22 protein-coding genes are annotated in these 23,279 nt (G+C 69.8%); 18 read left to right on the top strand and 4 right to left on the bottom strand.

The genetic code is table 11. From position 1 onward, the window contains the following. Positions 1-91: 91 nt before the first annotated feature. A complete protein-coding gene (locus DFP88_RS13460; protein WP_110815206.1) occupies positions 92-862 on the bottom strand; it encodes a Bax inhibitor-1/YccA family protein in 771 nt (256 codons plus the stop codon). Positions 863-1,252: 390 nt separating this feature from the next. On the opposite strand from DFP88_RS13460, the gene DFP88_RS13455 reads away from it, so the two are divergent. Continuing rightward, positions 1,253-1,630: a helix-turn-helix domain-containing protein gene (locus DFP88_RS13455; RefSeq protein WP_110815205.1), complete on the top strand. Its 378-nt coding sequence runs from the start codon at positions 1,253-1,255 to the stop codon at positions 1,628-1,630. Positions 1,631-1,776: 146 nt separating this feature from the next. Continuing rightward, a complete protein-coding gene (locus DFP88_RS13450; RefSeq protein ID WP_110815204.1) occupies positions 1,777-2,580 on the top strand; it encodes an inositol monophosphatase family protein in 804 nt (267 codons plus the stop codon). A 99-nt stretch (positions 2,581-2,679) separates the two neighbouring features. On the opposite strand, the gene guaD is transcribed toward DFP88_RS13450, so the two are convergent. Continuing rightward, complete coding sequence (gene guaD, locus DFP88_RS13445; protein ID WP_110815203.1) at positions 2,680-3,963, bottom strand: guanine deaminase; 1,284 nt, start codon at positions 3,961-3,963, stop codon at positions 2,680-2,682. Positions 3,964-4,085: 122 nt separating this feature from the next. Here guaD and mgtE point away from each other — a divergent pair, with 122 nt between their 5' ends. From mgtE to DFP88_RS13405, 8 genes are all read left to right on the top strand, one after another. Beyond that, complete coding sequence (gene mgtE / locus DFP88_RS13440) at positions 4,086-5,474, top strand: magnesium transporter (protein WP_110815202.1); 1,389 nt, start codon at positions 4,086-4,088, stop codon at positions 5,472-5,474. Continuing rightward, positions 5,471-6,037 carry a 5-formyltetrahydrofolate cyclo-ligase gene (locus tag DFP88_RS13435; RefSeq protein WP_110815201.1) on the top strand — a complete coding sequence of 189 codons (567 nt, stop codon included), beginning with the start codon at positions 5,471-5,473 and terminating at the stop codon, positions 6,035-6,037. The genes mgtE and DFP88_RS13435 overlap by 4 nt, the downstream gene beginning before the upstream one ends. A gap of 133 nt (positions 6,038-6,170) precedes the next feature. Continuing rightward, entirely contained in the window at positions 6,171-6,830 is a 660-nt protein-coding gene (locus DFP88_RS13430) for an SRPBCC family protein (protein WP_110815200.1), read from the top strand. Between the two features lie 10 nt (positions 6,831-6,840). Next, on the top strand, positions 6,841-8,028 hold the full coding sequence (locus DFP88_RS13425) for a zinc-dependent alcohol dehydrogenase (protein WP_110815199.1): 1,188 nt from the start codon (positions 6,841-6,843) through the stop codon (positions 8,026-8,028). 172 nt (positions 8,029-8,200) lie between these two features. Next, positions 8,201-9,022, top strand: coding sequence for a TIGR00282 family metallophosphoesterase (locus tag DFP88_RS13420; RefSeq protein ID WP_110815198.1), 822 nt, complete (start codon positions 8,201-8,203; stop codon positions 9,020-9,022). Continuing rightward, positions 9,019-9,963 carry a DMT family transporter gene (locus DFP88_RS13415; protein WP_110815197.1) on the top strand — a complete coding sequence of 315 codons (945 nt, stop codon included), beginning with the start codon at positions 9,019-9,021 and terminating at the stop codon, positions 9,961-9,963. The genes DFP88_RS13420 and DFP88_RS13415 overlap by 4 nt, the downstream gene beginning before the upstream one ends. Further along, on the top strand, positions 9,963-11,741 hold the full coding sequence (locus DFP88_RS13410; RefSeq protein WP_110815196.1) for an SLC13 family permease: 1,779 nt from the start codon (positions 9,963-9,965) through the stop codon (positions 11,739-11,741). Before DFP88_RS13415 ends, DFP88_RS13410 begins: the two co-directional genes overlap by 1 nt. A gap of 97 nt (positions 11,742-11,838) precedes the next feature. Then, entirely contained in the window at positions 11,839-12,588 is a 750-nt protein-coding gene (locus DFP88_RS13405; RefSeq protein WP_110815195.1) for a YebC/PmpR family DNA-binding transcriptional regulator, read from the top strand. Positions 12,589-12,670: 82 nt separating this feature from the next. Here the strand turns inward: DFP88_RS13405 and DFP88_RS13400 are convergent, their stop codons facing one another. Continuing rightward, on the bottom strand, positions 12,671-13,267 hold the full coding sequence (locus tag DFP88_RS13400) for a LysE family translocator (RefSeq protein WP_110815194.1): 597 nt from the start codon (positions 13,265-13,267) through the stop codon (positions 12,671-12,673). 75 nt (positions 13,268-13,342) lie between these two features. On the opposite strand from DFP88_RS13400, the gene DFP88_RS13395 reads away from it, so the two are divergent. After that, on the top strand, positions 13,343-13,792 hold the full coding sequence (locus DFP88_RS13395; RefSeq protein ID WP_110815193.1) for an Lrp/AsnC family transcriptional regulator: 450 nt from the start codon (positions 13,343-13,345) through the stop codon (positions 13,790-13,792). 497 nt (positions 13,793-14,289) lie between these two features. Here DFP88_RS13395 and DFP88_RS13390 read toward each other — a convergent pair whose 3' ends face one another. Next, on the bottom strand, positions 14,290-14,505 hold the full coding sequence (locus DFP88_RS13390; protein WP_110815192.1) for a DUF1127 domain-containing protein: 216 nt from the start codon (positions 14,503-14,505) through the stop codon (positions 14,290-14,292). Positions 14,506-14,779: 274 nt separating this feature from the next. Here DFP88_RS13390 and DFP88_RS13385 point away from each other — a divergent pair, with 274 nt between their 5' ends. The 7 genes from DFP88_RS13385 to DFP88_RS13355 all read left to right on the top strand — a co-directional run bounded on the left by DFP88_RS13385 (position 14,780) and on the right by DFP88_RS13355 (position 23,278). Further along, entirely contained in the window at positions 14,780-15,895 is a 1,116-nt protein-coding gene (locus DFP88_RS13385) for an Mrp/NBP35 family ATP-binding protein (RefSeq protein ID WP_110815191.1), read from the top strand. Positions 15,896-16,655: 760 nt separating this feature from the next. Then, positions 16,656-17,201, top strand: a complete 546-nt coding sequence (locus DFP88_RS13380; protein WP_110815190.1) for a division/cell wall cluster transcriptional repressor MraZ — start codon at positions 16,656-16,658, stop codon at positions 17,199-17,201. 1 nt (position 17,202) lies between these two features. Then, positions 17,203-18,189 carry a 16S rRNA (cytosine(1402)-N(4))-methyltransferase RsmH gene (rsmH, locus tag DFP88_RS13375; protein ID WP_110815189.1) on the top strand — a complete coding sequence of 329 codons (987 nt, stop codon included), beginning with the start codon at positions 17,203-17,205 and terminating at the stop codon, positions 18,187-18,189. Beyond that, positions 18,186-18,542 (top strand): cell division protein FtsL, encoded by a 357-nt coding sequence (ftsL, locus tag DFP88_RS13370; protein WP_110815188.1) that lies wholly within the window; start codon positions 18,186-18,188, stop codon positions 18,540-18,542. Before rsmH ends, ftsL begins: the two co-directional genes overlap by 4 nt. Further along, positions 18,539-20,323 carry a peptidoglycan D,D-transpeptidase FtsI family protein gene (locus DFP88_RS13365; RefSeq protein WP_110815187.1) on the top strand — a complete coding sequence of 595 codons (1,785 nt, stop codon included), beginning with the start codon at positions 18,539-18,541 and terminating at the stop codon, positions 20,321-20,323. The genes ftsL and DFP88_RS13365 overlap by 4 nt, the downstream gene beginning before the upstream one ends. Positions 20,324-20,336: 13 nt before the next feature. After that, a complete protein-coding gene (locus DFP88_RS13360) occupies positions 20,337-21,836 on the top strand; it encodes a UDP-N-acetylmuramoyl-L-alanyl-D-glutamate--2,6-diaminopimelate ligase (RefSeq protein WP_110815186.1) in 1,500 nt (499 codons plus the stop codon). After that, complete coding sequence (locus DFP88_RS13355; protein WP_110815185.1) at positions 21,833-23,278, top strand: UDP-N-acetylmuramoyl-tripeptide--D-alanyl-D-alanine ligase; 1,446 nt, start codon at positions 21,833-21,835, stop codon at positions 23,276-23,278. The genes DFP88_RS13360 and DFP88_RS13355 overlap by 4 nt, the downstream gene beginning before the upstream one ends. The last annotated feature ends 1 nt before the right edge of the window (position 23,279 follow it).

The following is a 23,279-nucleotide window of genomic DNA, read 5'->3' as shown; positions in this document are numbered from 1 at the left end:
TCTAGGCCGCGGCAGGGGGCGCCACAATCGGGGCCGGGATGCAAAAAGGGCCGGCGCAGGGCCGGCCCTTCGAGATCATCCTGTCTGCGGCTTACTCGCGATTGCCGAAGAGCTGCAGAAGGAACATGAACATGTTGATGAAGTCGAGGTACAGGCTCAGCGCGCCCATGATGGCGGCCTTGCCCAGCCATTCGCTGTCGCCGTTGTGGGCATGCTCGACATACATGCTCTTGATGCGCTGCGTGTCGTAGGCGGTGAGGCCCGCGAAGATCAGCACGCCGAGGACCGAGATCGCAAACATCACGGCTTCGGACTGCATGAAGAGGTTGACGAGGCTCGCCACCACCAGGCCGATCACGCCCATAATCAGGAAGGTGCCCATCGCCGACAGGTCACGCTTGGTCGCGTAGCCGTAAAGAGACAGCCCAGCGAAGGCGATCGCGGTGATCAGGAAGACCTGCACGATGGAGTAGCCGGTGAAGACCAGGAAGATCGAGCTGATCGAGGCGCCCATCGCCAGTGCGAAGGCATAGAAGAAGGTTTGCGCGCCGGCCGCCGAGAGGCGGTTGATCGCGGCGGACATGCCGAAGACCATGATCAGCGGCAGGAACATCACCAGCCACTTCAGCGGCGAGGCATACATCGCGTAGCCGAAGCCGGTCAGGTACTCGTTCGCGCCCATCTGGTACTGGGTCGGCTCGCTCGTGACCGACAGGCCCGCGATGGCCCAGGACGACAGGGCGGTGATCACCATGCCCACGGACATGATGCCGTAGACCTTGTTCATATGGGCGCGCAGGCCCTCGTCGATCCGCCCGGCGCGGACGCCGGCAGTGGAGCGGATCGTGTTCATTTCAGCCATGGACGACCTCCGTGTCGGTGCTGCGAACCGGGAGTGGTTCTATTGGGGTACATATTGGGGATCCCCCGCCTCGATACAAGAAGCTCGGCCCCGAAACTCGCGGGGGTTTGAGCAGCAGGAGCAGCAGGATCCCAAGGACTTGCACCCCCGCGCCGCAAGCCGCGGCGGGCCGCGACCCCGGTGAGGCCGCAGGACCGCTCCAGTCCATGCCGGGCGGGTGGCATGATCGCGCCGATTGACAGGCTGTCTAAAAAGCAAGGGTGCTTCTGCAACTGAAACGTGTCTTTTATAGACAAGGCATTTCGAGGCTCATAAAGCGATTTACAAAACCCGATCAGGCGCGAGACGTAGGGTAAGCCCGTCGCGCCCATACGAATGGAAGGACATGAGATGAGGCATCCGGTGGATGTGCACGTCGGCAAGCGGATCCGGCACCGGCGGTGGATGATCGGGACGACGCAACAGCAGCTTGCCGAGAAGGTCGGGATCAAGTTCCAGCAGATCCAGAAGTACGAAACCGGTATGAACCGCGTCAGCGCCTCGCGCCTTTGGGACATCTCGAACGCTCTGGGCGTGCCGATCTCCTTCTTCTTCGAGGCGATGGAAGCTGCCGATGCGCCGGCCCCCGCCGCCCGCGAAGGCGGGCTGCCGGGCGATATCCTCAGCGACCGCGAGGCGCTGGAACTTCTGCGCTCCTACTACGCGATCCCCGAGAACCAGCGCCGCCGGCTCTTCGATCTCGCCCGCGTGCTTAGCGACGCGGCCTGATCGGGGCCTAAGCGCGGAGGGGCAGGGGGCGCTCGCCCCGCCGCTCCCCCGCCGCCCGCGTTGACACTTTCGCCGCCGGATCGTACCGCCGGGGCCTCAGCCCGCCTAGCCGGGCCCTCTCAGACGGCCCGGAGGGCGGAGCGCAGATGGACGCCAACGAGAGCGACGGGATCATCCGCTGCGCCCATGCGTTGGCCGATGCCGCCCGGCCAGAGACGCTGCGCCTGTTCCGGCAGGCCGCCGCGCTAGAGGCCGGCGCAGCGAACAAGGCCGCGGGCGGTTTCGATCCCGTCACCGAGGCCGACCGTGCCGCCGAAAAGGCGATGCGCGACATTCTCGCCCGGCTGCGCCCGCAGGATGCGATCCTGGGCGAGGAATTCGGCAACACGCCCGGCACCAGCGGCCTGACCTGGGTGCTCGACCCCATCGACGGCACCCGCGGCTACATCGCCGGCACGCCCACCTGGGGCGTGCTCATTGCCCTCTCGGACGAGACAGGGCCGCTCTACGGGATCATAGACCAACCCTACACTCGCGAACGCTTCGAGGGCGGCTTCGGCCGCGCACAGCTTTCCGGGCCGCTGGGCGAGACGGCGCTGCGCTGCCGCCCGCCGCGCCCGCTGAGCGAGGCGCTGGTCATGACCACCTTCCCCGAGGTCGGAATCGAGGCCGAAAGGCGCGCCTTCGAGGCCGTCTCAGCGCAGGCGCGCCTCACTCGCTACGGCATGGATTGCTACGCCTATGCGCTGGTCGCGGCGGGGCAGGTGGATCTTGTCATCGAGGCCGGGCTTCAGCCCTACGACGTCGCCGCCCCCATTGCCGTGGTTCAGGCCGCGGGCGGCGTGGTGACCGACTGGCAGGGCGGCCCGGCGCATGGGGGCGGCCGCATCCTCGCCGCCGCCAATCCAGCGATCCACGCCGAGGCGCTGGCGCTGCTTTCCGGGGCCTGAGGCCCGCTCCTTCGTGTTTCCGGCAAATACTCCGGGGGGTGCGAGGCGCAGCCGAGCGGGGGGCTGGCCCCCCTCCTTCCGCCGGGGCCGGCGCCGCTGTCAGACCCTCTCGCCCGCCAGGTAGGTCGCGGCCACGGCGCGGTCGTCGCCCATCATCATCGTCGCGAAGAGCGCCTCCCAGATGTCGCTCGCGCGCGCCGCCCGTTGCGCAATGACGGGGGTGGAGGCCAGATCCAGCACCACCATGTCCGCCTCATAGCCCGGCGCCAGCCGGCCGATCCGTCCCCCCTGGTGCAGCACCTCGGCCGAGCCTTCGGTCGCCATCCACAGAAGCTGCGCCGGATGCGGCGGGGCGCCGCGCAGCTGGCCGATCTCGTAGGCCGCGGCCATGCAGCGCAGCATCGAGAAGGACGACCCGCCCCCCGTATCGGTCGCCAGACCCAGCCGCTGCCCCTCGGCCGCCAGCCCCGCGACATCGCACAGGCCCGAGCCGATGAAGGTGTTCGAGGTCGGGCAATGCACCAGCCCGGCGCCGACCTCCGCCAGCCGCGCCCGCTCTCGCGGCTCGAGGTGGATGACATGGCCGAAGACCGCCCGTGCCCCCAGCAATCCGTAGCGCTCGTAGGTGTCGAGGTAATCGCGCGCCTCGGGGTACATCCCCTTCACCCATTCCACCTCGTCGGGCTGCTCGGAGAGGTGGGTCTGCATCAGGCAATCGGGGTTTGCCGCCCAGAGCGATCCCAGCGCCTCGAGCTGCTCTGGCGTCGAGGTCGGCGAGAAGCGGGGCGTGATCGCGTAGCTGGCCCGCCCGCGCCCGTGCCAGCGCGCGATCAGCGCGGCGCTGTCGTCATGGGCCGATTGCGCGGTGTCGCGCAGACCCTCGGGGGCGGTATCGCGGTCCATGCAGGTCTTGCCGGCCACGATGCGCATGCCGCGCGCCTCGGCCGCCTCGAAGATCGCGTCCACGCTCTGCGGGTGGATGGTGCAGTAGCTGGCGACCGTGGTGGTGCCGTTCTGCAGCGCCAGATCCAGCGTCAGCCCGGCCATCCGCTCGGCATAGGCCGGATCGGCGAAGCGCATCTCCTCGGGGAAGGTGTAATCGTTCAGCCAGTCGATCAGCCGCTTGCCCCAGCTCGCGATGATGCCGGTCTGCGGGTAATGCATATGGGCATCGACGAAGCCGGGCAGGATCAGCCCCGCGCCGTGATCGGTGACCTCGGCCTGCGGGTGGGCGCGGCGCAGCTCGTCGGCCTCGCCGGTGGCCGCGATGACCCCGTCTTCGACCAGCACGCCGCCGCGGCTGGAGTGGCGCGCGGCCTCGGGGCCCTGCGGGTAGCCGCGGCTCTCGAAATGAAGGGTCTGTCCGAGGTGGAGTCTCTGCATGGGTCCCGCTTACGTGCTGTCATCGGCTTGGTAAATCGCCCATGCTTGCCGGGGCAAGCCATTCGCGTATGGTCCGCGCCAGCCAGGGCGCCGGACGTCCGCCAGCCAAGGGGAGAGCCGCGATGACCGATCAGATCGACACCGCCCCGGATCAGGACGACGAAGATGACTTCGGCCTGCCGCCGCGCCTCTTCGACGATGTGCTCGATGCCGTGGAAGCCGGCGACCGCGCCGCGCTCGAGGCGCTGCTGGAGCCGTTGCACGCCGCCGATATCGCCGACCTTCTCGAACAGATCGAGATGCGCGATCGCCGCGCGCTGCTGGACCTCTGGTCCGATGCGCTGAACGGCGAGGTTCTGTCGGAGCTTGACGACAACCTGCGCGAGGAGCTGCTGCGCACCCTGCCGCCCGAGCAGCTGGCCCGCGCGGTGCGCGAGCTGGAATCGGACGACGTGGTCGACCTCGTCGAGGATCTCGATCAGGACCGGCAGGAGGCGCTGCTGGGCGCGTTGCCCGCGCATGAGCGCGCCGCCGTCGAAAAGGCGCTGGCCTATCCCGATTACTCCGCCGGTCGTCTCATGCAGGTCGAGGTGGTGCGCGCCCCGCAGCACTGGAGCGTCGGCGAGGCGATCGACTTCCTGCGCCATGGCGAGGGGCTGCCGGACCAGTTCTACCACGTGATCCTCGTCGATCCGCGCATGCATCCCGTCGGCTACGTCGGCCTCGGGCGGATCCTGTCGTCGGGGCGCCAGGTGCGGCTGCAGGACCTGACCGAGGACAGCTTCCGCACCTTCCACGTCGAGGACGAGGAGGGCGCGGTCGCCTATGCCTTCAACCAGTACCACCTGATCAGCGCGCCCGTCGTCGACGACGAGGACCGCCTCGTCGGGGTGATCACCATCGACGACGCGATGAACGTGCTGGGCGAGGAACTGGGCGAGGACATGATGCGCCTCGGCGGCGTCGCGGGCGAGGCGGTGATGTCCGACTCGGTGCGCGAGACGACGCGCCAGCGCCTGCCCTGGCTGGCGGTGAACCTCGCCACCGCGATCATCGCCAGCGGCGTCATCGCCCTCTTCGAAGAGACCATCGGTGCGCTGGTGGCGCTTGCGGTGCTGATGCCCATCGTCGCCTCGATGGGCGGCAATGCCGGCACCCAGTCGCTGACCGTCGCGGTGCGCGCCATCGCCACGCGCGACCTGACCACCAAGAACCTCTGGCGGGTGATCCGGCGCGAGGCGGCTGTGGGGCTGATCAACGGCGCGGTCTTCGCTGTGGTCATGGGCCTCGTGGGGCTGTTCTGGTTCGGCTCGCCGATGCTGGGGACGGTGATCGCCGTTGCCATGGTCATCAACCTCGTGATCGCCGGCCTCTCGGGCGTGCTGGTGCCGGTGGTGCTGGACCGGTTGGGCGCCGATCCGGCGCTGGCCTCCGGCACCTTCGTGACCACGGTGACGGATGTCGTCGGCTTCTTCGCCTTCCTCGGCCTGGCCTCGGTCGTCCTGCTGTGACCGAAGACGCCGCCCTCGCCGCGCGCAAGGCGGCGGCGCGGGCGGCGGCGCTGGGCCGGCGCGCGGCGGCGCATGAGGCGGCGGAGGGTAGCGCGGATCTGCTGGGCGAGGTGCTGGCCAGCCACCCGGGCCGCGCCATCGCCGGCTACATGCCGATCCGCACAGAGATCGACCCTTTGCCCGCCATGGCGCAGGCCGCGGGCCGCGGCCCCGTCGCCGTTCCGGTGATCGAGGCGCCGGCGCGGCCGCTGCTGTTCCGGCGCTGGGCGCCGGGATGCGCCATGGTCCCGGGCCGCTTCGGCGCCATGGTGCCCGAGGCGGGCGACTGGATCGTGCCGGAGGTGCTGATCGTGCCGCTCGTCGCCTTTGACCGGGCGGGCGGGCGGCTGGGCTACGGCGGCGGCTTCTACGACCGCACGCTGGCGGTTCTGCGCGCGGCGGGGCCGGTTATCGCCATCGGCTTTACCTATGCCGCGCAGGAGGCGGAGGCGCTGCCGCAGGAGGCGACGGACCAGCCACTCGACCTGATCGTGACGGAGCGCGAGGTGATCGCGCTGCGCTGAAGCGTCCGATCCCGCACCAGCGGGTGAGCGACGCAGGGGCGCGCGCAACCTATGGGCGCCAGGTCCGTTGACCCCTCGCATGGCGGCCCGGGCGCAGCGCGCCCCACCGCGATCCGAACCACAGGAGGGGACGATGTCCCGCACCATCACCTATCCACGCAGCAGGACCGGCGCCTCGGGCGCGCTGGGGCTGGTCGCGCTGGCCGCCGCCGGGCTGTACCTTGGCTACAAGGGCAGCCGCCGCAGCGAGCCGGCGCCCGCCGTGTATATCGACGACGCCCCGCGCCGCACGGCACGCGGCGCGCGCGACAGCCGCCGCGCGAGGGGGCAGGCGGTCGTCGGCCGCTCTGTCACCATCAACAAGACGCCGCGGGAGGTCTACGACTTCTGGCGCGATTTCGGCAATCTCGCCCGCTTCATGGAGAATATCGAAGCCGTATCGACCGTGGGCGAGGTGACCAGCTGGACGGTGGCGGCGCCGCTCGGGCGCAGCGTCACCATCCTGAGCCGGGTCACCGAGGATCGGCCCGGCGAGGTCATTGCTTGGGCTTCGACCGCCCAAAGCGACATCGAGACGCGCGGCCGTGTCCGCTTTCGCGAGGCGCCGGGCGGCCGCGGCACCCATGTCGAGGCGGTGATCGCCTATACCCCGCCGGGCGGCGCGATCGGACGGCTGGCCGCCGGCCTCTTCCAGCTTGCGCCCGAGGTGCAGGCGAGGCGCGACCTCAAGCGTCTCAAGGCGCTGATGGAGACCGGCGAGATTCCCACCAACAGCAACCGCAAAGCGGCCTGAGGAGACAGTCATGCGAGCATTGACCTACCATGGGGCCCACGACGTCCGCGTCGATACGGTGCCCGACCCCGAGATCGTGAACCCCCGCGACGCGATCCTCGAGATCACCTCGACCGCGATCTGTGGCTCGGACCTCCACCTTTACGACGGGGTGATCCCGGGCCTGATGGGCGGCGACATCCTGGGCCACGAATTCATGGGCCGGGTGGTCGAGACCGGCCCCGGCAGCACCCTCAAGAAGGGGCAGCGCGTCGTCGTGCCCTTCACCATCTCCTGCGGGCAGTGCTTCCACTGCCTCAAGCAGCAGTTCTCGGCCTGCGACAACTCCAACCCCGCCGAGAAGCAGGACCTGACCGAGCCGCTATTTGGTCATGCCCTCTCGGGCCTCTTCGGCTTCTCGCACCTCGCGGGGGGCTATCCGGGCGGGCAGGCGGAATACGTGCGCGTGCCCTATTCCGACGTCGGCCCCATCGTGATCCCCGAGGGGATGGAGGACGACGAGGTCCTGTTCCTGTCGGACATCCTGCCGACCGGCTGGATGGCGGCCGAGAATGCCGAGATCGAGCCGGGCGATACCGTCGCCGTCTGGGGCGCCGGGCCCGTTGGTCTGTTTGCTGTGCAATCGGCGCGCATCATGGGCGCCGAAAGGGTCATCGCCATCGACCACCACCCCCGCCGGCTGGAGCTGGCGCGGCAGATGGGCGCCGAGGTGATCGACTACAGCCGCACCCACGTCCTCGAGGCGCTGCGCGAGATGACGGGCGGCATCGGCCCCGACGCGGTCATCGACGCGGTGGGCATGGAAAGCCACGGCTTCGCGCCCGATTCCATCCTCGACAGCGCCAAGCAGACCGTCGGCCTTGGCGCGGACGCGCCGCATGCACTGCGCATGGCGATCATGGCCTGCCGCAAGGGCGGGCGTGTCTCCATGCCCGGCGTCTACGGCGGCTTCGCGGACAAGTTCCCGCTGGGCGCGCTGATGCAGAAGGGGCTGCAGCTGCGCACGGGGCAAACCCATGTGCAGAAGTACACCCACGACCTGCTGCGCCGGATCCAGGAGGGGCAGATCGACACGACCTTCCTGATCTCGCACCGCCTGTCCCTTGAGGACGCGCCGACCGGCTACCGCAACTTCAAGGACAAGCAGGACGAATGGACCAAGGTGGTCCTGAAGCCCGGCATGGCCGCCGCGGCCTGATTTGCGGCGATGGCGCCGAGCTGCGGCCAAGGAACCGGGGGCTTCGCGCCCCCGGACCCCCGCGGGATATTTTGAAAGAGAAGAAGGGGGCGCTGTAGCGGCGCCGCCACGAGAGGGACCGGGCGCGGGATGCAGGCTTGTCGCAGACACCGCGTCTCGCTAGGGCCGGCACATGAGACTGTTGTTCCTTGGTGACGTGATGGGGCGCGGTGGCCGCGAGGCCGTCGCGCAGATGCTCCCCGGCCTGCGGGAGGCCTGGAAGCTGGATTTCGTCGTCGTCAACGGCGAGAACGCGACCGGCGGGCGCGGGCTGAACGCGGAGCATGCCAAGGGCATCCTCGCCGCCGGCGCCGATGTCATCACGCTGGGCGACCATGCCTTCGACCAGAAGGACATGCTGAGCTACATCGAGACCGAGCCGCGCATCATCCGCCCGCTGAACTTCTCCAAGGTTGCGCCGGGCCGCGGGCACGGCGTCTTCGAGGCGAGCCGGGGCCGCAAGGTGCTGGTGGCGCAGGCGCTGGGGCAGGTCTTCATGTCGCGGCCCTACGACGATCCCTTCTCGGCGCTCGATCCGGTGCTGAAGGCGCATCCGCGCGGCGGCATGGTGCAGGCCAGCCTGATCGACATCCACTGCGAGGCGACGAGCGAGAAGATGGGCATGGGCCATTGGTGCGCCGGCCGCGTCAGCTGCGCCGTCGGCACCCATACCCATGTGCCCACCTCCGACGCGATGATCCTGCCGGGCGGTACCGCCTACCTGACCGATGCCGGCATGTGCGGCGATTACGACAGCGTCATCGGCATGCAGAAGGAGGAGCCGATGCGCCGCTTCGTCACCGGCATGTCCAAGGGCCGCTTCGAGCCCGCGATGGACAGCGTCACGCTTTGCGGGGTCTACGTCGAGACCGACGACCGCACCGGCGCCGCCACGCTTGTCTGCCCGGTGCGGCAGGGCGGGCGGCTGCAGCCCTCGGGCCCGCAGGCGGCATGACCGCGCTGCCGCCGGCCGCCACCCGCCGCGGCGCGCTGGCCCTCGTGCTGGCGCTGGTGGCGATGGGGCTGGCCTGGGGGCTGTCGCAGCCGCTGTCGAAGATCCTGCGCAGCGAAGGCCATGCAGTGCTGGGCATCATGGCCTGGCAGAACCTTATCTCGGCTGGCCTTCTCTGGGGCATCTGCGTGCTGCGGGGCCGGATGCCGCGCATCACGCGCCGGCGGCTCTGGCTGTGGCTCTTCCTCTCGCTCAGCGGATCGGTGCTGCCCAATGCGGCCAGCTACGTCGCCGTCGGGCATCTGCCGGCGGGGGTCGTGGCCATCGTCATCGCCTCGGTCCCGCTTTTCGCGCTGCCGATGGCTCTGGCGCTGGGCAATGACAGGCTGAGCGCGGCGCGGGCGCTGGGCGTGCTTTTCGGGATCGGCGGCGTGGTGCTGATCGCGCTGCCCGAGGCCGCGCTGCCGGCGGGGTCGGAGGCGCTTTTCATCCCGCTCGCCCTCCTGGCGCCCCTCCTTTACGCGGTCGAGGGGAACGTGATCGCCCGCTGGGGCATGCAGGGCCTCGACGCCGTGCAGGCGCTGGCGGGCGCCTCGACGATCAGCGCGCTGATCACCTGGCCGCTGGCGCTGGGCACGGGGCAGGGGATGAGCGTGGCGCCGCCCTGGGACGCCGGCCATGTCGCGCTGCCGATCCTCGCCGTCTCGAGCGCGCTGATCTACGCGGGCTACGTCTGGCTGGTGGGCCGCGCCGGCGCCGTCTTCGCCGCGCAGATCAGCTATTTCGTCACCGGCGGCGGCGTCCTGTGGTCGATGGCCCTGCTGGGCGAGCGCTATTCGCTGTGGATCTGGGCGGCGCTGGCGCTCATGCTGTCGGGCGTGGCCCTCGTGCGACCGCGGGAGCCGGAGCCCGATGTGCGGCCCAGCGAAGGAGCGATCCCCTGATGTTCGGCGCCGTTCTCCCTGCCTCCGTCGCGCCCATCGCCGCCCTCGTCATCGTCGCGGCCATGTTCATCGCCTTCCTGCGCGAGGCCTATCCCGTCGAGGTGGTGGCGATCACCGGCGCCATCGCGATGCTGCTTCTGGGCATCCTGCCGCTGGCGGATGCGCAGGCGGTCTTCGCCAATCCCGCGCCCTGGACCATCGCGGCGCTCTTCGTGATCGTCGGCGCCATGGTTCGCACCGGCGGGCTCGACTGGCTTTCGGCGCAGGCGGCGCGGCACGTGCGCAGCAGGCCGAAGCGGACGCTCGCGGTTCTGACGCTGACGGTGCTGGCGCTCTCGGCCTTCGTGAACAACACGCCGATCGTCGTGGTGATGATCCCGATCTTCGTCCGCCTCGCCTCGGAGATGGGCTCCCAGCCCTCCAAGCTGCTAATTCCGCTCAGCTATTTCGCGATCTTCGGCGGCATGCTGACGCTGATCGGCACCTCGACGAACCTGCTTGTCGACGGGGTGGTCCAGGCCTCGGGTCTGCCGCCCTTCGGCATCTTCGAGATCACGCTGGCCGGCAGCGCCCTGGCCGTCGTCGCCGTCGCCTACCTCGCGCTGGTGGGCCGGCACCTGCTGCCCAACCGCGAGTCGATGGCGGGCATGCTGACCGACCGGTCCAAGATGCGCTTCTTCACCGAGGCGGTGATTCCGCCCGAATCGAACCTCGTCGGACGCGAGGTGCTGGACGTGCAGCTGTTCAAGCGTCCGGGCGTGCGGCTGATCGACGTGATCCGCGGCGAGCAGTCGCTGCGCCGCGATCTCACGGCGGTGACGCTGCAGGTCGGCGACCGCGTCGTTCTGCGCACCCAGATGACCGAGCTGCTGTCCCTGCAGGCGAACAAGTCGCTCAAGCGGGTGGACCAGATCTCGGCGGTCGAGACGACGACCGTGGAGGTGCTGATCAGCCCCGACTGCGGCATGGTCGGGCGCCGCCTCGGCAGCCTCGCGCTGCGCCGGCGCTACGGCGTCTACCCGCTGGCGGTGCACCGCCGCGACAGGAACATCGGCCGGCAGATCGACGATCTCGTGGTGCGCGTCGGCGATACCCTCCTCCTCGAGGGGGCGCCCGCCGACATCCAGCGCCTCGCGGCCGAGCAGAACCTCGTCAATGTCGCGCAGCCGACGGTGCGCGCCTTTCGCCGCAGCCATGCGCCGATCGTCCTCGCCGTGCTGCTGGGGATCGTCGGGCTTTCGGCGCTGGAACTCGCGCCCATCGCGCCGCTGGCCTATATCGGCGTCGCGATCGTGCTGCTGACCGGCTGCATCGATGCCGACGAGGCCTTCGGCTTCATCGACGGGCGGCTCCTGGCGCTGATCTTCGCGATGCTGGCGGTGGGGGCCGGCCTCGACCATTCCGGCGCGGTCGAGCTGGCGGTGGGCTGGCTGACGCCGCATCTGGGCACGCTGCCGCCCTGGGCGCTGGTCCTCGTGGTCTACCTCATCGCCTCGACCCTGACGGAGGTGGTGTCCAACAACGCCGTGGCGGTGATCCTGACGCCGGTGGCGCTGGGCCTCGCGACGGCGTTGCAGGTTGAATACCACCCGCTGGTGGTGGCGGTCATGCTCGGCGCCTCGGCCAGCTTCGCGACCCCGATCGGCTACCAGACCAACACGCTGGTCTACGGGCCCGGGGGCTACCGCTTCGCCGACTTCCTGCGCATCGGCGTGCCGCTGAACCTGCTGACCGCGGCGACGGCGGCGGTGGTGATCCCGCTCCTCTTCCCGCTCTGACCGCGCCCCTCCTTCCCCGCGCGCGAGCCGCCTTGCCGAGACCGGGGGCGATGGGATAAAGCAGGCGCCGTTCAACCGTCATCAAGGAGGTTCGCCCATGGCCGGCCATTCCAAATGGGCCAACATCCAGCACCGCAAGGGCCGCCAGGATGCCGCGCGGTCCAAGCTGTTCTCGAAGCTGTCCAAGGAGATCACCGTCGCCGCCAAGATGGGCGACCCCGATCCCGAGAAGAACCCGCGCCTGCGCATGGCGGTCAAGGAAGCGCGCGGCCAGTCCATGCCCAAGGACGTGATCGACCGCGCGATCAAGAAGTCGCAGGGCGGTGACGCCGATACCTACGAGGCGATCCGCTACGAGGGCTACGGCCCCTCGGGCGTGGCCGTCATCGTCGAGGCGCTGACCGACAACCGCAACCGCACCGCCTCCAACGTCCGCTCCACCTTCGGCAAGAACGGCGGCAACCTCGGCGAGACCGGCTCCGTCGGCTTCATGTTCGACCGCAAGGGCCAGATCACCTATCCCGCCAGCGTGGGCGACGCCGATACCGTGATGCTCGCCGCCATCGAGGCCGGCGCCGAGGATGTCGAATCGGACGATGAGAACCACTGGATCGTCTGCGCCGACACCGATCTCGCCGAAGTCGCCGCCAAGCTCGAGGAGCAGCTCGGCGAAAGCGAGAGCACGAAGCTGATCTGGCGCCCCCAGACCCGCACCGATCTCGACCTCGACGGCGTGCAGAAGCTGATGAAGCTGGTCGAGACGCTCGAGGACGACGACGACGTGCAGACCGTCACCACCAATTTCGAGGCCTCGGACGAGGTGATGCAGCAGTTCGAGGAGAGCTGAGCCTCCTTCATGTTTCCCGAAAATACTCGCGGGGGGTGAGCCCCGCGAGGGGCGAGGGGGGCGGCAGCCCCCCTTCGCGCGTTCAGTGCCTGAGAATCGGCCAGAGAGTCGCGATCAGCAGCAGGGCCATCGCGATGTTGAAGGCCCGCGCCCGCCGCGGGTCGGTCAGCAGCCGACCCATCGCCTCGCCCAGGGCCGCCCAGGTCGTGGTCGAGAAGAGGCCCACGCCGAAGAAGACCCCCGAGGCCAGAAGGATGCCCGCCAGATCGCGCTGCGGCAGGTAGACGGTAGTCGCCGTCAGCGCCAGCGCCCAGGCCTTGGGATTGACCCATTGGAAAGCCGCCGCCTGCAGAAGGCTCAGCGGATGCCGGTCCGGCGCCGCCTCGCCCGGCTCGCGCGGGGCGGCCGTGGCGATCCGGTAGGCCATCCAGCCCAGGAACAGGATCGCCAGCGCCTTCAGCACCAGCGTCAGCCAGGGCAGCGCGGCAAAGAGCCCGGCCAGCCCCAGCCCCACCAGCGCGATCATCAGCGAAAAGCCGAGGACGATTCCCGCCATATGCGGCAGCGTCCGGCGAAAGCCGAATGTCGCGCCCGAGGCCATGAGCATCAGGTTGTTGGGTCCGGGCGTGAAGAGGGCGACTACGGCAAAGCCGGCAAGGGCGGGGATCAGGGATGTCATGCCGTCATCCTCTGTCGTGCCGGGCCGAATGAAATTGCAAAGATGCGGAGAGCCCCGCTAATCTCTGCAATCAGGATGCAACATGACTCGATAACGCACAAGATCCTGCAGATCCTTTCCGAGGATGGGCGGATCAGCAACCAGGCGCTGGCACAGGCGGTCGGCCTGTCGCCCTCGGCCTGCCTGCGCCGGGTGCAGGAGCTCGAGCGCAGCGGGGTAATCCGCGGCTACCGCGCCCGCCTCGATGCCGAAACGGCGGGCCGCGGCTTCATCGTCTGTGTCGCCGTCGGCCTCTCATCCCATTCGCGCGCCGCGCAGCGCGCCTTCGAGGCGGCGCTGGCCCCGGTGCCGGAAGTGGTGGAATGCCACAACATCGCCGGCGCCTTCGAATACCTGCTGCGGGTCGAGACCTCGGACATGCGCAGCTACAAGGCCTTCCACGACGACGTGCTCGGCACGATCCGCGAGGTCCGCTCGATCACCAGTCATATCGTCCTTGGAAGTGCCAAGGACAGCCGCGCCTGAAATCCTGCCCGCTGGACGAAAAAAAACGACGACGCCCAGGGAGGAGGAGGGGCGCCGCCGTCTCTTTCTGCGCATCCGGCCCAGGGAGGAGGAGGGGCCGAAGCGTATGGTGGAAGCGACCCCAGGGAGGAGGAGGGGGCCGCCGCCAGACCTCAACGACCCAGGGAGGAGGAGGGGCCGTTGCGGATAACGTGGGGCGGCAGCTCCAGGGAGGAGGAGGGAGCTGCCGCCGACCCTAGGCGGCCCAGGGAGGAGGAGGGGCCGCTTCGGTATTCCGTTGGCGGCACTCCTAGGGAGGAGGAGGGGAGCGCCGCCGAGGTACCGTCAGCCCAGGGAGGAGGAGGGGCCGACGTATCCCGGTATTTCTTAAAGCGGCGACCCCAGGGAGGAGGAGGGGGTCGCCGCCTTGTGACACTGCGCCTCGGGAGGAGGTGAAGCGCGGCGCCGGTATCGAAACGGATCAGGGAGGAGGAGGATCCGTATCGAAACTCGAAACCTTATTTGTAGGCCGCCTCGTAGGCGATGCCCTTGATCATCGACCGCGCGATGCCGAGGTCGGCGAGGTCACGGTCGCTCAGGGCGCCCAGCTCGACCATGGTGGTGCGGTACACCTTGTTCTTCGCGGCACGGTCGGCAAGGGTCGCACGGACCGCCGAGACGCGCTGGCCGAAGGTGGGGGTGCCCAGGGTGCGGGTGTCGGTTGCGTAGGCCATGTTAGTACCCTTCCATCTGTTCGGGGTCCCCGGATTGGGACCCTTCGTCGTGAGGCGCTGGGTCGTTCCCGGCGCCGTTGAGAGGTATTTGGCCCATGTGCTGCGAGTGCACAATCCCTCCGTTCGGCAATGCTGCTATGCAGCGACTGCATGGTAAAAGACATAGGAAAATAAGGCATATTCGTGGCTGTTAGCGTCGATCAGTCCGGCCGCTTGCAGCTTGGGCGCGGGCGGGGGATGGTTGCCGCCAAACGAGGCGAAATGCGAACGGGTGATGGCTATGGCGACGAGGGAAGAGGTGCTTGCGGTGCTGCGGCGGATCGAGCTGCCCGGCGGCGGCGATCTGGTCGCGAGCGATATGGTGCGGGCGCTCAGCCTCGATGAGGGGCGCGTCCGCTTCGTCATCGAGGCGCCCGATGCCGAGGCCGCCGGCCGGATGGAGCCGCTGCGCGCCGTGGCCGAGCGAGCCGTGGCCTCCCTGCCGGGGGTGGAGAGTGTCAGCGTCATCCTGACGGCGCATGGCCCGGCCCAGCAAAAGCCCGCGCCGCAGCAGGACGCGGGACAGCAGAGCGGGGGGCAGGAGCCGCCGAACCTGAAGATCGGCCGCCACCCGACGCCGCAGCAGGGCCCGCAGCGCGTCGCCGGCGTGCAGCGCATCCTCGCCGTGGCGAGCGGCAAGGGCGGCGTCGGCAAATCCACCGTCTCGACCAACCTCGCCGTCGCCCTCGCGCGCGAGGGGAGGAAGGTCGGCCTGCTCGATGCCGATATCTACGGCCCGTCGATCCCGCGCATGATGGGGGTCGAAGGGCCGGTCAGCGCGCCGGACGGCAAGACCATCCAGCCGCTTCACGCCCATGGCGTCACCGTCATGTCGATCGGGCTGATGGTCGATCCCGACAAGGCGGTGGTCTGGCGCGGCCCGATGCTGATGGGCGCGCTGCAGCAGATGCTGGGGCAGGTGGCCTGGGGCGAGCTCGACGTGCTGATCGTCGATCTGCCGCCGGGCACCGGCGACGTGCAGCTGACCCTGTGCCAGCGCACCGCCCTGACCGGCGCCATCGTCGTCTCGACCCCGCAGGACGTGGCGCTTCTGGATGCGCGCAAGGCCATCGACATGTTCGCCACCCTCAAGACGCCCGTCCTGGGGATGATCGAGAACATGTCTCTCTTCATCTGTCCCGAGTGCGGGCACGAGGCGCATATCTTCGGCCATGGCGGCGTGCGCGCCGAGGCCGAGAAGATCGGCGCGCCGCTTCTGGGCGCCCTGCCGATCGACCTCGAGACCCGGCTGTCGGGGGACGAAGGCGTGCCGGTGGCGGCCAAGGAAGGCCCGATCTCCGAAGCCTGGCGCCGCATCGCGCGCGGCCTCGTCTCCGGCGGGATCGCCTGAGGCCGCAGGGCGCGGGCCTCGGGTGATCTCCGGGATTTTCCGGGACACGGCCCGCGTCGTGGCCCGCATCTGGGAATTGCCGGGATCGGGAGGCCACGGGGTGACGATTCGGACCTCTGGGCAGGGCGCCGGAGGTCCGTTCACTAGGCCCCTCGGCGATTCTCCCGGCAATCGCGCGGTTCAACGCCCGAGTCCCATGGGACGCAGGCCGATTCCCGACCGTCAGGCTTGAGAGAATCGCCTCGCGATCCCGTGAGGGGCTGCCAGCCCCTCCGAGTCTCTAAATTTGTTGGGACATGGTGGGACCTTTGGGCCACATCCAAGGGGCGCCCTCATATGGGGCTCACGCCAGCGTGACCATACCAGATCATGTGTCTTTGCTCTGTAAGGCGGCACTAACTGTAGCAACAGGGGTGCCCGCGAAGCCTCATATCGGCAGACGACGTGACCGAAGGTGCTTGCTTCCCACATTATCCCATGGCAATCCTGTCTGCAGAAAGAGACGGGCTCAGAGAAGACGGTTCAGAGGGCGCCAAGACCCCCGCAACCTGACGCAGGAGCATACAGGCAAGCCCGCTTCTTTCGACGACAATGAGATCCGGCGCGCGGTGCGAGCAGCACCATCCCCCAGGTGAACGCGTAGCTGGACGCCCCGCGAGGGACGAAGGGCGGCGGATCGAGCAGTGGCAGCAGCTCGATCCGCCGTTTTCATTCGCGGGCCACGGGAACCAGGCGGGGGACGAAAGGGACGGGCCACGCCGTGAATCTCGGCTTCACCGGAGAATTCGAGCAGAAGATCGACGCCAAGGGGCGTCTGCTCGTGCCGGCCAAGCTGCGCGGCGTGCTGGAGGCCGAGGATCCGGCCTATCCCGGCGGCACCTCCTCGGAGCGGGGCGCGACGCTTTACCTGCATTACGGCAGCTTTCTTAAGAATCATCTGCGCATCTATTCGGTCGAGAAATTCGCCGAGATCGCGCAGGGCATCCGCGCGATGAAGAAGGGCTCGGACCAGCAGCGCCGCGCCTCGCGCATGTACCTGTCGCAGTCGATGGACCTCGAGGTCGATCCCAAGGACGGGCGCGTCGTGATCCCCAAGCGGATGCGCGACATGCTGGGCCTGCCCGACGGCGGCAGCGTGTTCCTGACCGGTGTCGGCGACTACTTCGAGATCTGGCGCGAGGACGTCTTCAACGAGACGGTTCACGCCCCGCAGATGGAGTGGATCGAGGGGCAGGACGGCGATTTCGATCCCGTCACCGAGATCTTCCCCGACGACGACGCCTCCGGCGATCCGCTGGATCTCTGATATGACGGACGCGCCGCATATCCCGGTGCTGATCGAGCCGCTGATCGAGGCCGTGGGCCCGGTCCGCGGCACTTGGCTCGACGGGACCTTTGGCGCAGGCGGCTACGCCCGCGCGCTTCTGGCCGCGGGGGCGGACCGGGTGATCGGCGTCGACCGCGATCCCAGCGTCTTCGCCATGGCAAAGGGCTGGGCCGGGGACCACGGCGAGGCCCTGCTGCTGCGCGAGGGGCGGTTCAGCCGGATGGATGAGATCGCCGAGGCCGCCGGGGTGGCGCCGCTCGACGGCGTCGTGCTGGATCTGGGCGTGTCCTCGATGCAGCTCGACCAGGCGGAGCGGGGGTTCTCCTTCACCCGCGAGGGGCCGCTGGACATGCGCATGGGCGCCGAGGGGCCGACCGCCGCCGATATCGTCAACACCGCCGACGAGGCCGATCTGGCCGAGATCCTCTATCTCTACGGCGAGGAGCGCGCCTCGCGCCGCATCGCCCGCGCCATCGTCGCCGCGCGCCCGATCGAGACGACGCTGGAACTGGCCGAGATCGTCAGCCGCTGCCTGCCGCGTCCCAAGCCGGGGCAAAGCCACCCGGCGACGCGCAGCTTCCAGGCGCTGCGAATCGCGGTGAACGAGGAATACGACGAGCTTTACGAGGGCCTCGCCGCCGCCGAGCGGGCGCTGCGCCCCGGCGGGCTGCTGGCCGTCGTGACCTTCCATTCCGTCGAGGACCGCATCGCCAAGCGCTTCATCCAGCTGCGCAGCAAGGTGCAGGCCGGCGGCAGCCGCCACGCCCCCGTCGAGCATGTCCCGCCCCCGGCCTGGGAGCAGGTGACGCGCAAGGCGGTGAACCCGACGGACGAAGAGACCGCGCGCAACCCGCGCGCACGCTCGGCCCGGCTGCGGGTGGCGCGGCGCACCGATGCGCCCGCCGGGCGGACAGAGGCGAAGGCACTGGGGCTGCCGCTGCGGCGCGATACGGGAGGACGGCGATGAGGGGTCTGCTTTACGTGATGTCGGCGCTGGCCGTCGTGGCGCTCGGCTTCTGGGCCTACCAGGAGAACTACGCCACGCAGCAAAGCCTGCGCGACGTGCGGCGCCTCTATAGCCAGATCGGCGGCGCCCATGCCCGCATCAAGATGCTGAACGCGGAATGGGCCTATCTCAACCGGCCCGACCGGCTGCGCGACCTCGCCGATCTGAACTACGACCGGCTGGAGCTGCTGCCGCTGATGCCGGATGCCTTCGGCCGGGTCTCGGATATCCCCGAGCCGCCGCCGCCGCTTCTGCCGCTGACCGGCTCCATCGCCGTTTCGGCGCCGCTGAACCCCGACGAGGAGCCGCTATGATCCGCCGCCCCCTGCGTCCGCTGGCCCGCATCCTGCCCGCCCGGATGCGCGGCGAGAACACCGCCGCGATCGAGCGCGAGAACCTGCGCCAGCGGCACGAGCAGATGCGCGACAAGGCCCGCCTGCGGGCCGAGGGGCGTCTGCTGGTGCTGGGCCTGCTGTTCTTCTGCGCCTTCGTGACCATCGGCGGGCGCATGGCGACCATGGCCTCCTCCCCCGCGGAAGAGCCGCAGGCCGCCGCCGCCGGCAGCCCGATCATCAGCCAGCGCGCCGATATCACCGACCGCGAGGGGCGGCTGCTGGCGACGAACATCGACACCTACGCGCTTTACGCGCAGCCGCCGCAGATGATCGACCCCGAGCATTCCGCGCGCGAGCTGGCGCGGATCTTTCCCGAGCTCGACGAGGAAGAGCTGCTGGCCGATTTCACCGGCCCGCGCCGGTTCCTGTGGATTCGCCGCACCCTCTCGCCCGAGCAGCGGCAGGCGGTCTTCGATATCGGCGATCCGGGCCTTCTCTTCGGCCCGCGCGAGATGCGCCTTTACCCCAACGGCCCCATTGCCGCGCATATCCTTGGCGGCGCCAGCTACGGGCGCGAGGGCGTCTCCTCGGCCGAGGTGATCGGCGTCGCGGGGGTCGAGCGGCAGTTCGACCAGTACCTGCGCGATCCCGCGAACGAGGGCGCGCCGCTCGAGCTGTCGCTGGATCTCTCGGTGCAGGCGGCGCTCGAGGACGTGCTCTCGAACGGCATGGATTTCATGAACGCGCGCGGCGCGGCGGGCATCCTGATGGATGCCCATAGCGGCGAGATCGTCGCCATGGCGAGCCTGCCGGACTTCGATCCCAACAATCGCCCGCGCCCGCTGACGCAGGGCCATCCCGGCGACAGCCCGCTCTTCAACCGCTCGGTTCAGGGCGTCTACGAGCTGGGCTCGGTCTTCAAGATCTTCGCCGTCGCCCAGGCGCTGGAGCTGGGCCTCGTGAACCCGCAGACGATGATCGAGACGCAGGGTCCGCTGACCTGGGGCCGCTTCCGCATCCGCGACATGCACCACATGCCGCCCGAGATGACCGTCTCGGACGTGATCGTCGAATCCTCGAACGTCGGGACCAGCCGCATCGCGATGATGCTGGGCGGCGAGCGGCAGCGGCAATTCCTCGACCAGCTGGGCCTCCTTGAGCCGACCGGCGTCGAGATGATCGAGGCGCCGACCGGCCGCCCGCTGCTGCCGGCGAACTGGTCCGAGATCTCGACCATGACGATCTCCTACGGGCATGGCCTCTCGGTCTCGCCGCTGCACCTTGCCGCGGCCTATGCGACTATCGCGAACGGCGGCCGCCGGGTCACGCCGACGCTGCAGCACAGCGCCACCCATCCCGAAGGCACCCGCGTGATGAGCGAAGAGACCGCGGCACAGGCCCGGTCGATGCTGCGGCAGGTGGTGACGCAGGGCACCGCCAGCCTCGCCGAGGTCGAGGGTTACGAGGTGGGTGGCAAGACCGGGAGTGCCGACAAGCCGAAGGAAAACGGCGGCGGCTACTACAACGACCGCACCATCGGCACCTTCGCGGGCATGTTCCCGGCCTCGGACCCGCGCTACGTGATCGTCATCACGCTGGACGAGCCGGTCGAGACGACCGGAAGCCAGCCGCGCCGCACCGCCGGCTGGACGGCGGTGCCCGTCGCCGCCGAGGTGATCCGCCGCACCGCGCCGCTTCTGGGCATGAGGCCGCTGGTTGATGACGGCGGCGATGCGGGTGTAGTGCTCGCCTCGCAATAGCGGAGAGCAGGCAATGAATGCGAAGCGGGTCTCACTGGCCGAGCTCGGGCTGACCGCGCAGGGCGGCCGCGACGCGCGGATCACCGGCCTCTCGGTCGACAGCCGCGACGTGCGCGAAGGCCATCTCTTCGCCGCGCTGCCGGGCGTGCAGGCCCATGGCGCCAGCTACATCGAGGCCGCGCTTGAGCGTGGGGCCGTGGCCATTCTGACGGATGCCGAGGGCGCGCGGATCGCCGCCCAGGCGCTGGAGAGGGGCGAGGCCGCGCTGGTGCTGGCCGAGGCCCCGCGCGAGGCGCTGGCCCATGCCGCAGCGCTCTGGTCCGGGCCGCAGCCGGCGACGATGGTCGCGGTGACCGGCACCAACGGCAAGACCTCCGTCGCGACCTTCGCCCGCCAGATCTGGGAGCATCTGGGCCGGATGGCCGTCAACCTCGGCACCACCGGGGTCGAGGGCGCCTGGACCCATCCGCTTGCCCACACCACGCCAGAGCCCGTCACCCTGCACCGCGTGCTGGCCGAGGCGGCGCGCGCGGGCGTCACCCATGCCGCGATGGAGGCCAGCTCGCACGGCCTCGACCAGCACCGGCTGGACGGCGTCTGGCTCTCGGCGGCGGGCTTCACCAACCTCACGCAGGACCATCTCGACTACCACGACAGCCTCGACGCCTATTTCGCCGCCAAGGCGCAGCTTTTCGGGCGGGTCCTGCCCGAGGAGGGGGTGGCCGTCGTCAACCTCGATGATCCGCGCGGGGCTGAGGTCCTGGCCATGGCCGAGGCCCGCGGGCAGGAGGTGATCGGCGTCGGCCGCGCCGAGGGGGCGCGCCTGCGCCTCGAGGCGCAGCGCTTCGATTCGACGGGGCAGGAGCTGCGATTCTCCTGGCAGGGGCATCCGCAGATGACGCGGCTCGACCTTGTCGGCGGCTTCCAGGCCGAGAACGTGTTGATGGCCGCCGGTCTGGTGATCGCCGCGGGCGAGGACCCGGCCGATGTCTTCGCCACCCTGCCGGAACTGCGCGGCGTGCGCGGGCGGATGCAGCTTGCGGCGCAGCGGCAGAACGGCGCCGCCGTCTTCGTCGATTACGCCCATACGCCCGGCGCCATCGAGACCGCGCTGAAAGCGCTGCGCCCGCATGTCATGGGCCGGATCGTCGCCGTCGTCGGCGCGGGCGGTGATCGCGACAGGGGCAAGCGCCCGTTGATGGGCGCCGCCGCGGCGGCCCATGCCGATGCCGTCATCGTCACCGACGACAACCCCCGCAGCGAAGAGCCCAGCGCGATCCGCGCCGCCGTCCTGCAGGGCGCGCGCGAGGCCGGCGGCACCGAGGCGGTGACCGAGGTCGGCGACCGCGCCGAAGCGATCCTGCGCGGCGTCGATGCGCTGGGGCCGGGCGATGCGCTGCTGGTCTGCGGCAAGGGCCACGAGACCGGGCAGGTCGTCGCCGGGGCGGTGCTGCCCTTCGACGATGCCGAGCAGGCCAGCGTCGCCGTCGCCGCGCTCGAGGGGCGGGCATGACCGCGCTCTGGACCGCCGCCGAGGCGGCAGAGGCGACGGGCGGGCAGGCGCGGGGCGACTGGACCGCGAGTGGCGTGTCCATCGACACCCGCACGTTGGCGCAGGGCGATCTTTTCGTGGCCCTAACGGTGGCGCGCGACGGGCATGACTTCGTCGCCCAGGCGCTCGAGCGGGGCGCCGCCGCCGCCCTTGTGAGTCGCATCCCCGAGGGGGTGCCCGAGGGGGCGCCGCTGCTGCTGGTCGATGACGTGCAGACCGCGCTCGAGGCGTTGGGCCGCGCCGCGCGCGCCCGCACCAAGGCGCGGGTCGTGGCGATCACCGGCTCGGTCGGCAAGACCTCGACCAAGGAGATGATGCGCGCCGTGCTGGCGGGCGAGGGGCGCACCCATGCCGCCGAGGCCAGCTACAACAACCACTGGGGCGTGCCGCTGACGCTGGCGCGGATGCCGCGGGACACCGATTTCGCGGTGATCGAGATCGGCATGAACCACCCCGGAGAGATCGCGCCCCTCGCGCGGATGGCCCGGCCGCATGTCGCGCTGATCACCACCGTCGCCCCCGCGCATCTCGAGGCGTTCGAGAACATTGAGGGCATCGCCCGCGAGAAGGCCGCGATCTTCGAGGGGCTTGAGCCGGGCGGCACTGCCGTCATCAACGGCGATCTCGCCGTCTCGCCCCTGCTGCGCGAAACCGCGCGGCGCCACGGCGCCCGCATCATCAGCTTCGGCGAGAAGGCGATGAACCATCACCGCCTCCTCGAGGCGCGGGTCGGGCAGGGCGCCACGGTGGGCGAGGCGCGACTCTGGCGCACCCGCGTCATGCTGAAGGTCAGCGCCGAGGGCCGACACTTTGCCGTCAACGCGCTGGCCGTGCTGGCCGCCGCACGGGCGCTCGAGGCGGACCGGGCCCGCGCGCTCTGCGCGCTGGCGGCCTGGTCGCCGCCCTCGGGGCGCGGCGCGCGCGAGACGGTGGTAATCGACCCCGCCCGCGACGACGAGAGCATCGAATTGCTCGACGACGCCTTCAACGCCAATCCCGCCAGCCTTGCCGCCGCGCTCGAGGTGCTGGCCGCGGCAGAGCCCTTTGACGGGGTAGGCCGGTTCAAGCGCGGGCGCCGCATCGCGATCCTCGGCGACATGCTGGAACTGGGCGCTGGCGAGGCGCAGCTGCATGCCGATGTGGCGCAGGCCCCGGCCATGGCAAAGGTTGCCACGGTGCATTGCGTCGGCCCGCTGATGGCCCACCTCTGGGAGGCGCTGCCCGAGGCCAAGCGCGGGCGCCGCGTCGATACGGTCGAGGCGCTGCTGCCCGAGGTCTCTCGCCTCGTGGACACCGGCGATGTCGTGCTGGTCAAGGGATCGAAGTCCAGCCATGTGTCGCGCGTCGTTGACGCCATCCGCAAACTGGGGCAACGCAGCGCGGCCCGTGAGACGGAGGTCTGAG

The sequence above is a fragment of the Pseudoroseicyclus aestuarii genome, assembly GCF_003217255.1.
Classification (GTDB): Bacteria; Pseudomonadota; Alphaproteobacteria; order Rhodobacterales; family Rhodobacteraceae; genus Pseudoroseicyclus; species Pseudoroseicyclus aestuarii.
This window is presented reverse-complemented; position numbering and strand designations above follow the sequence as displayed.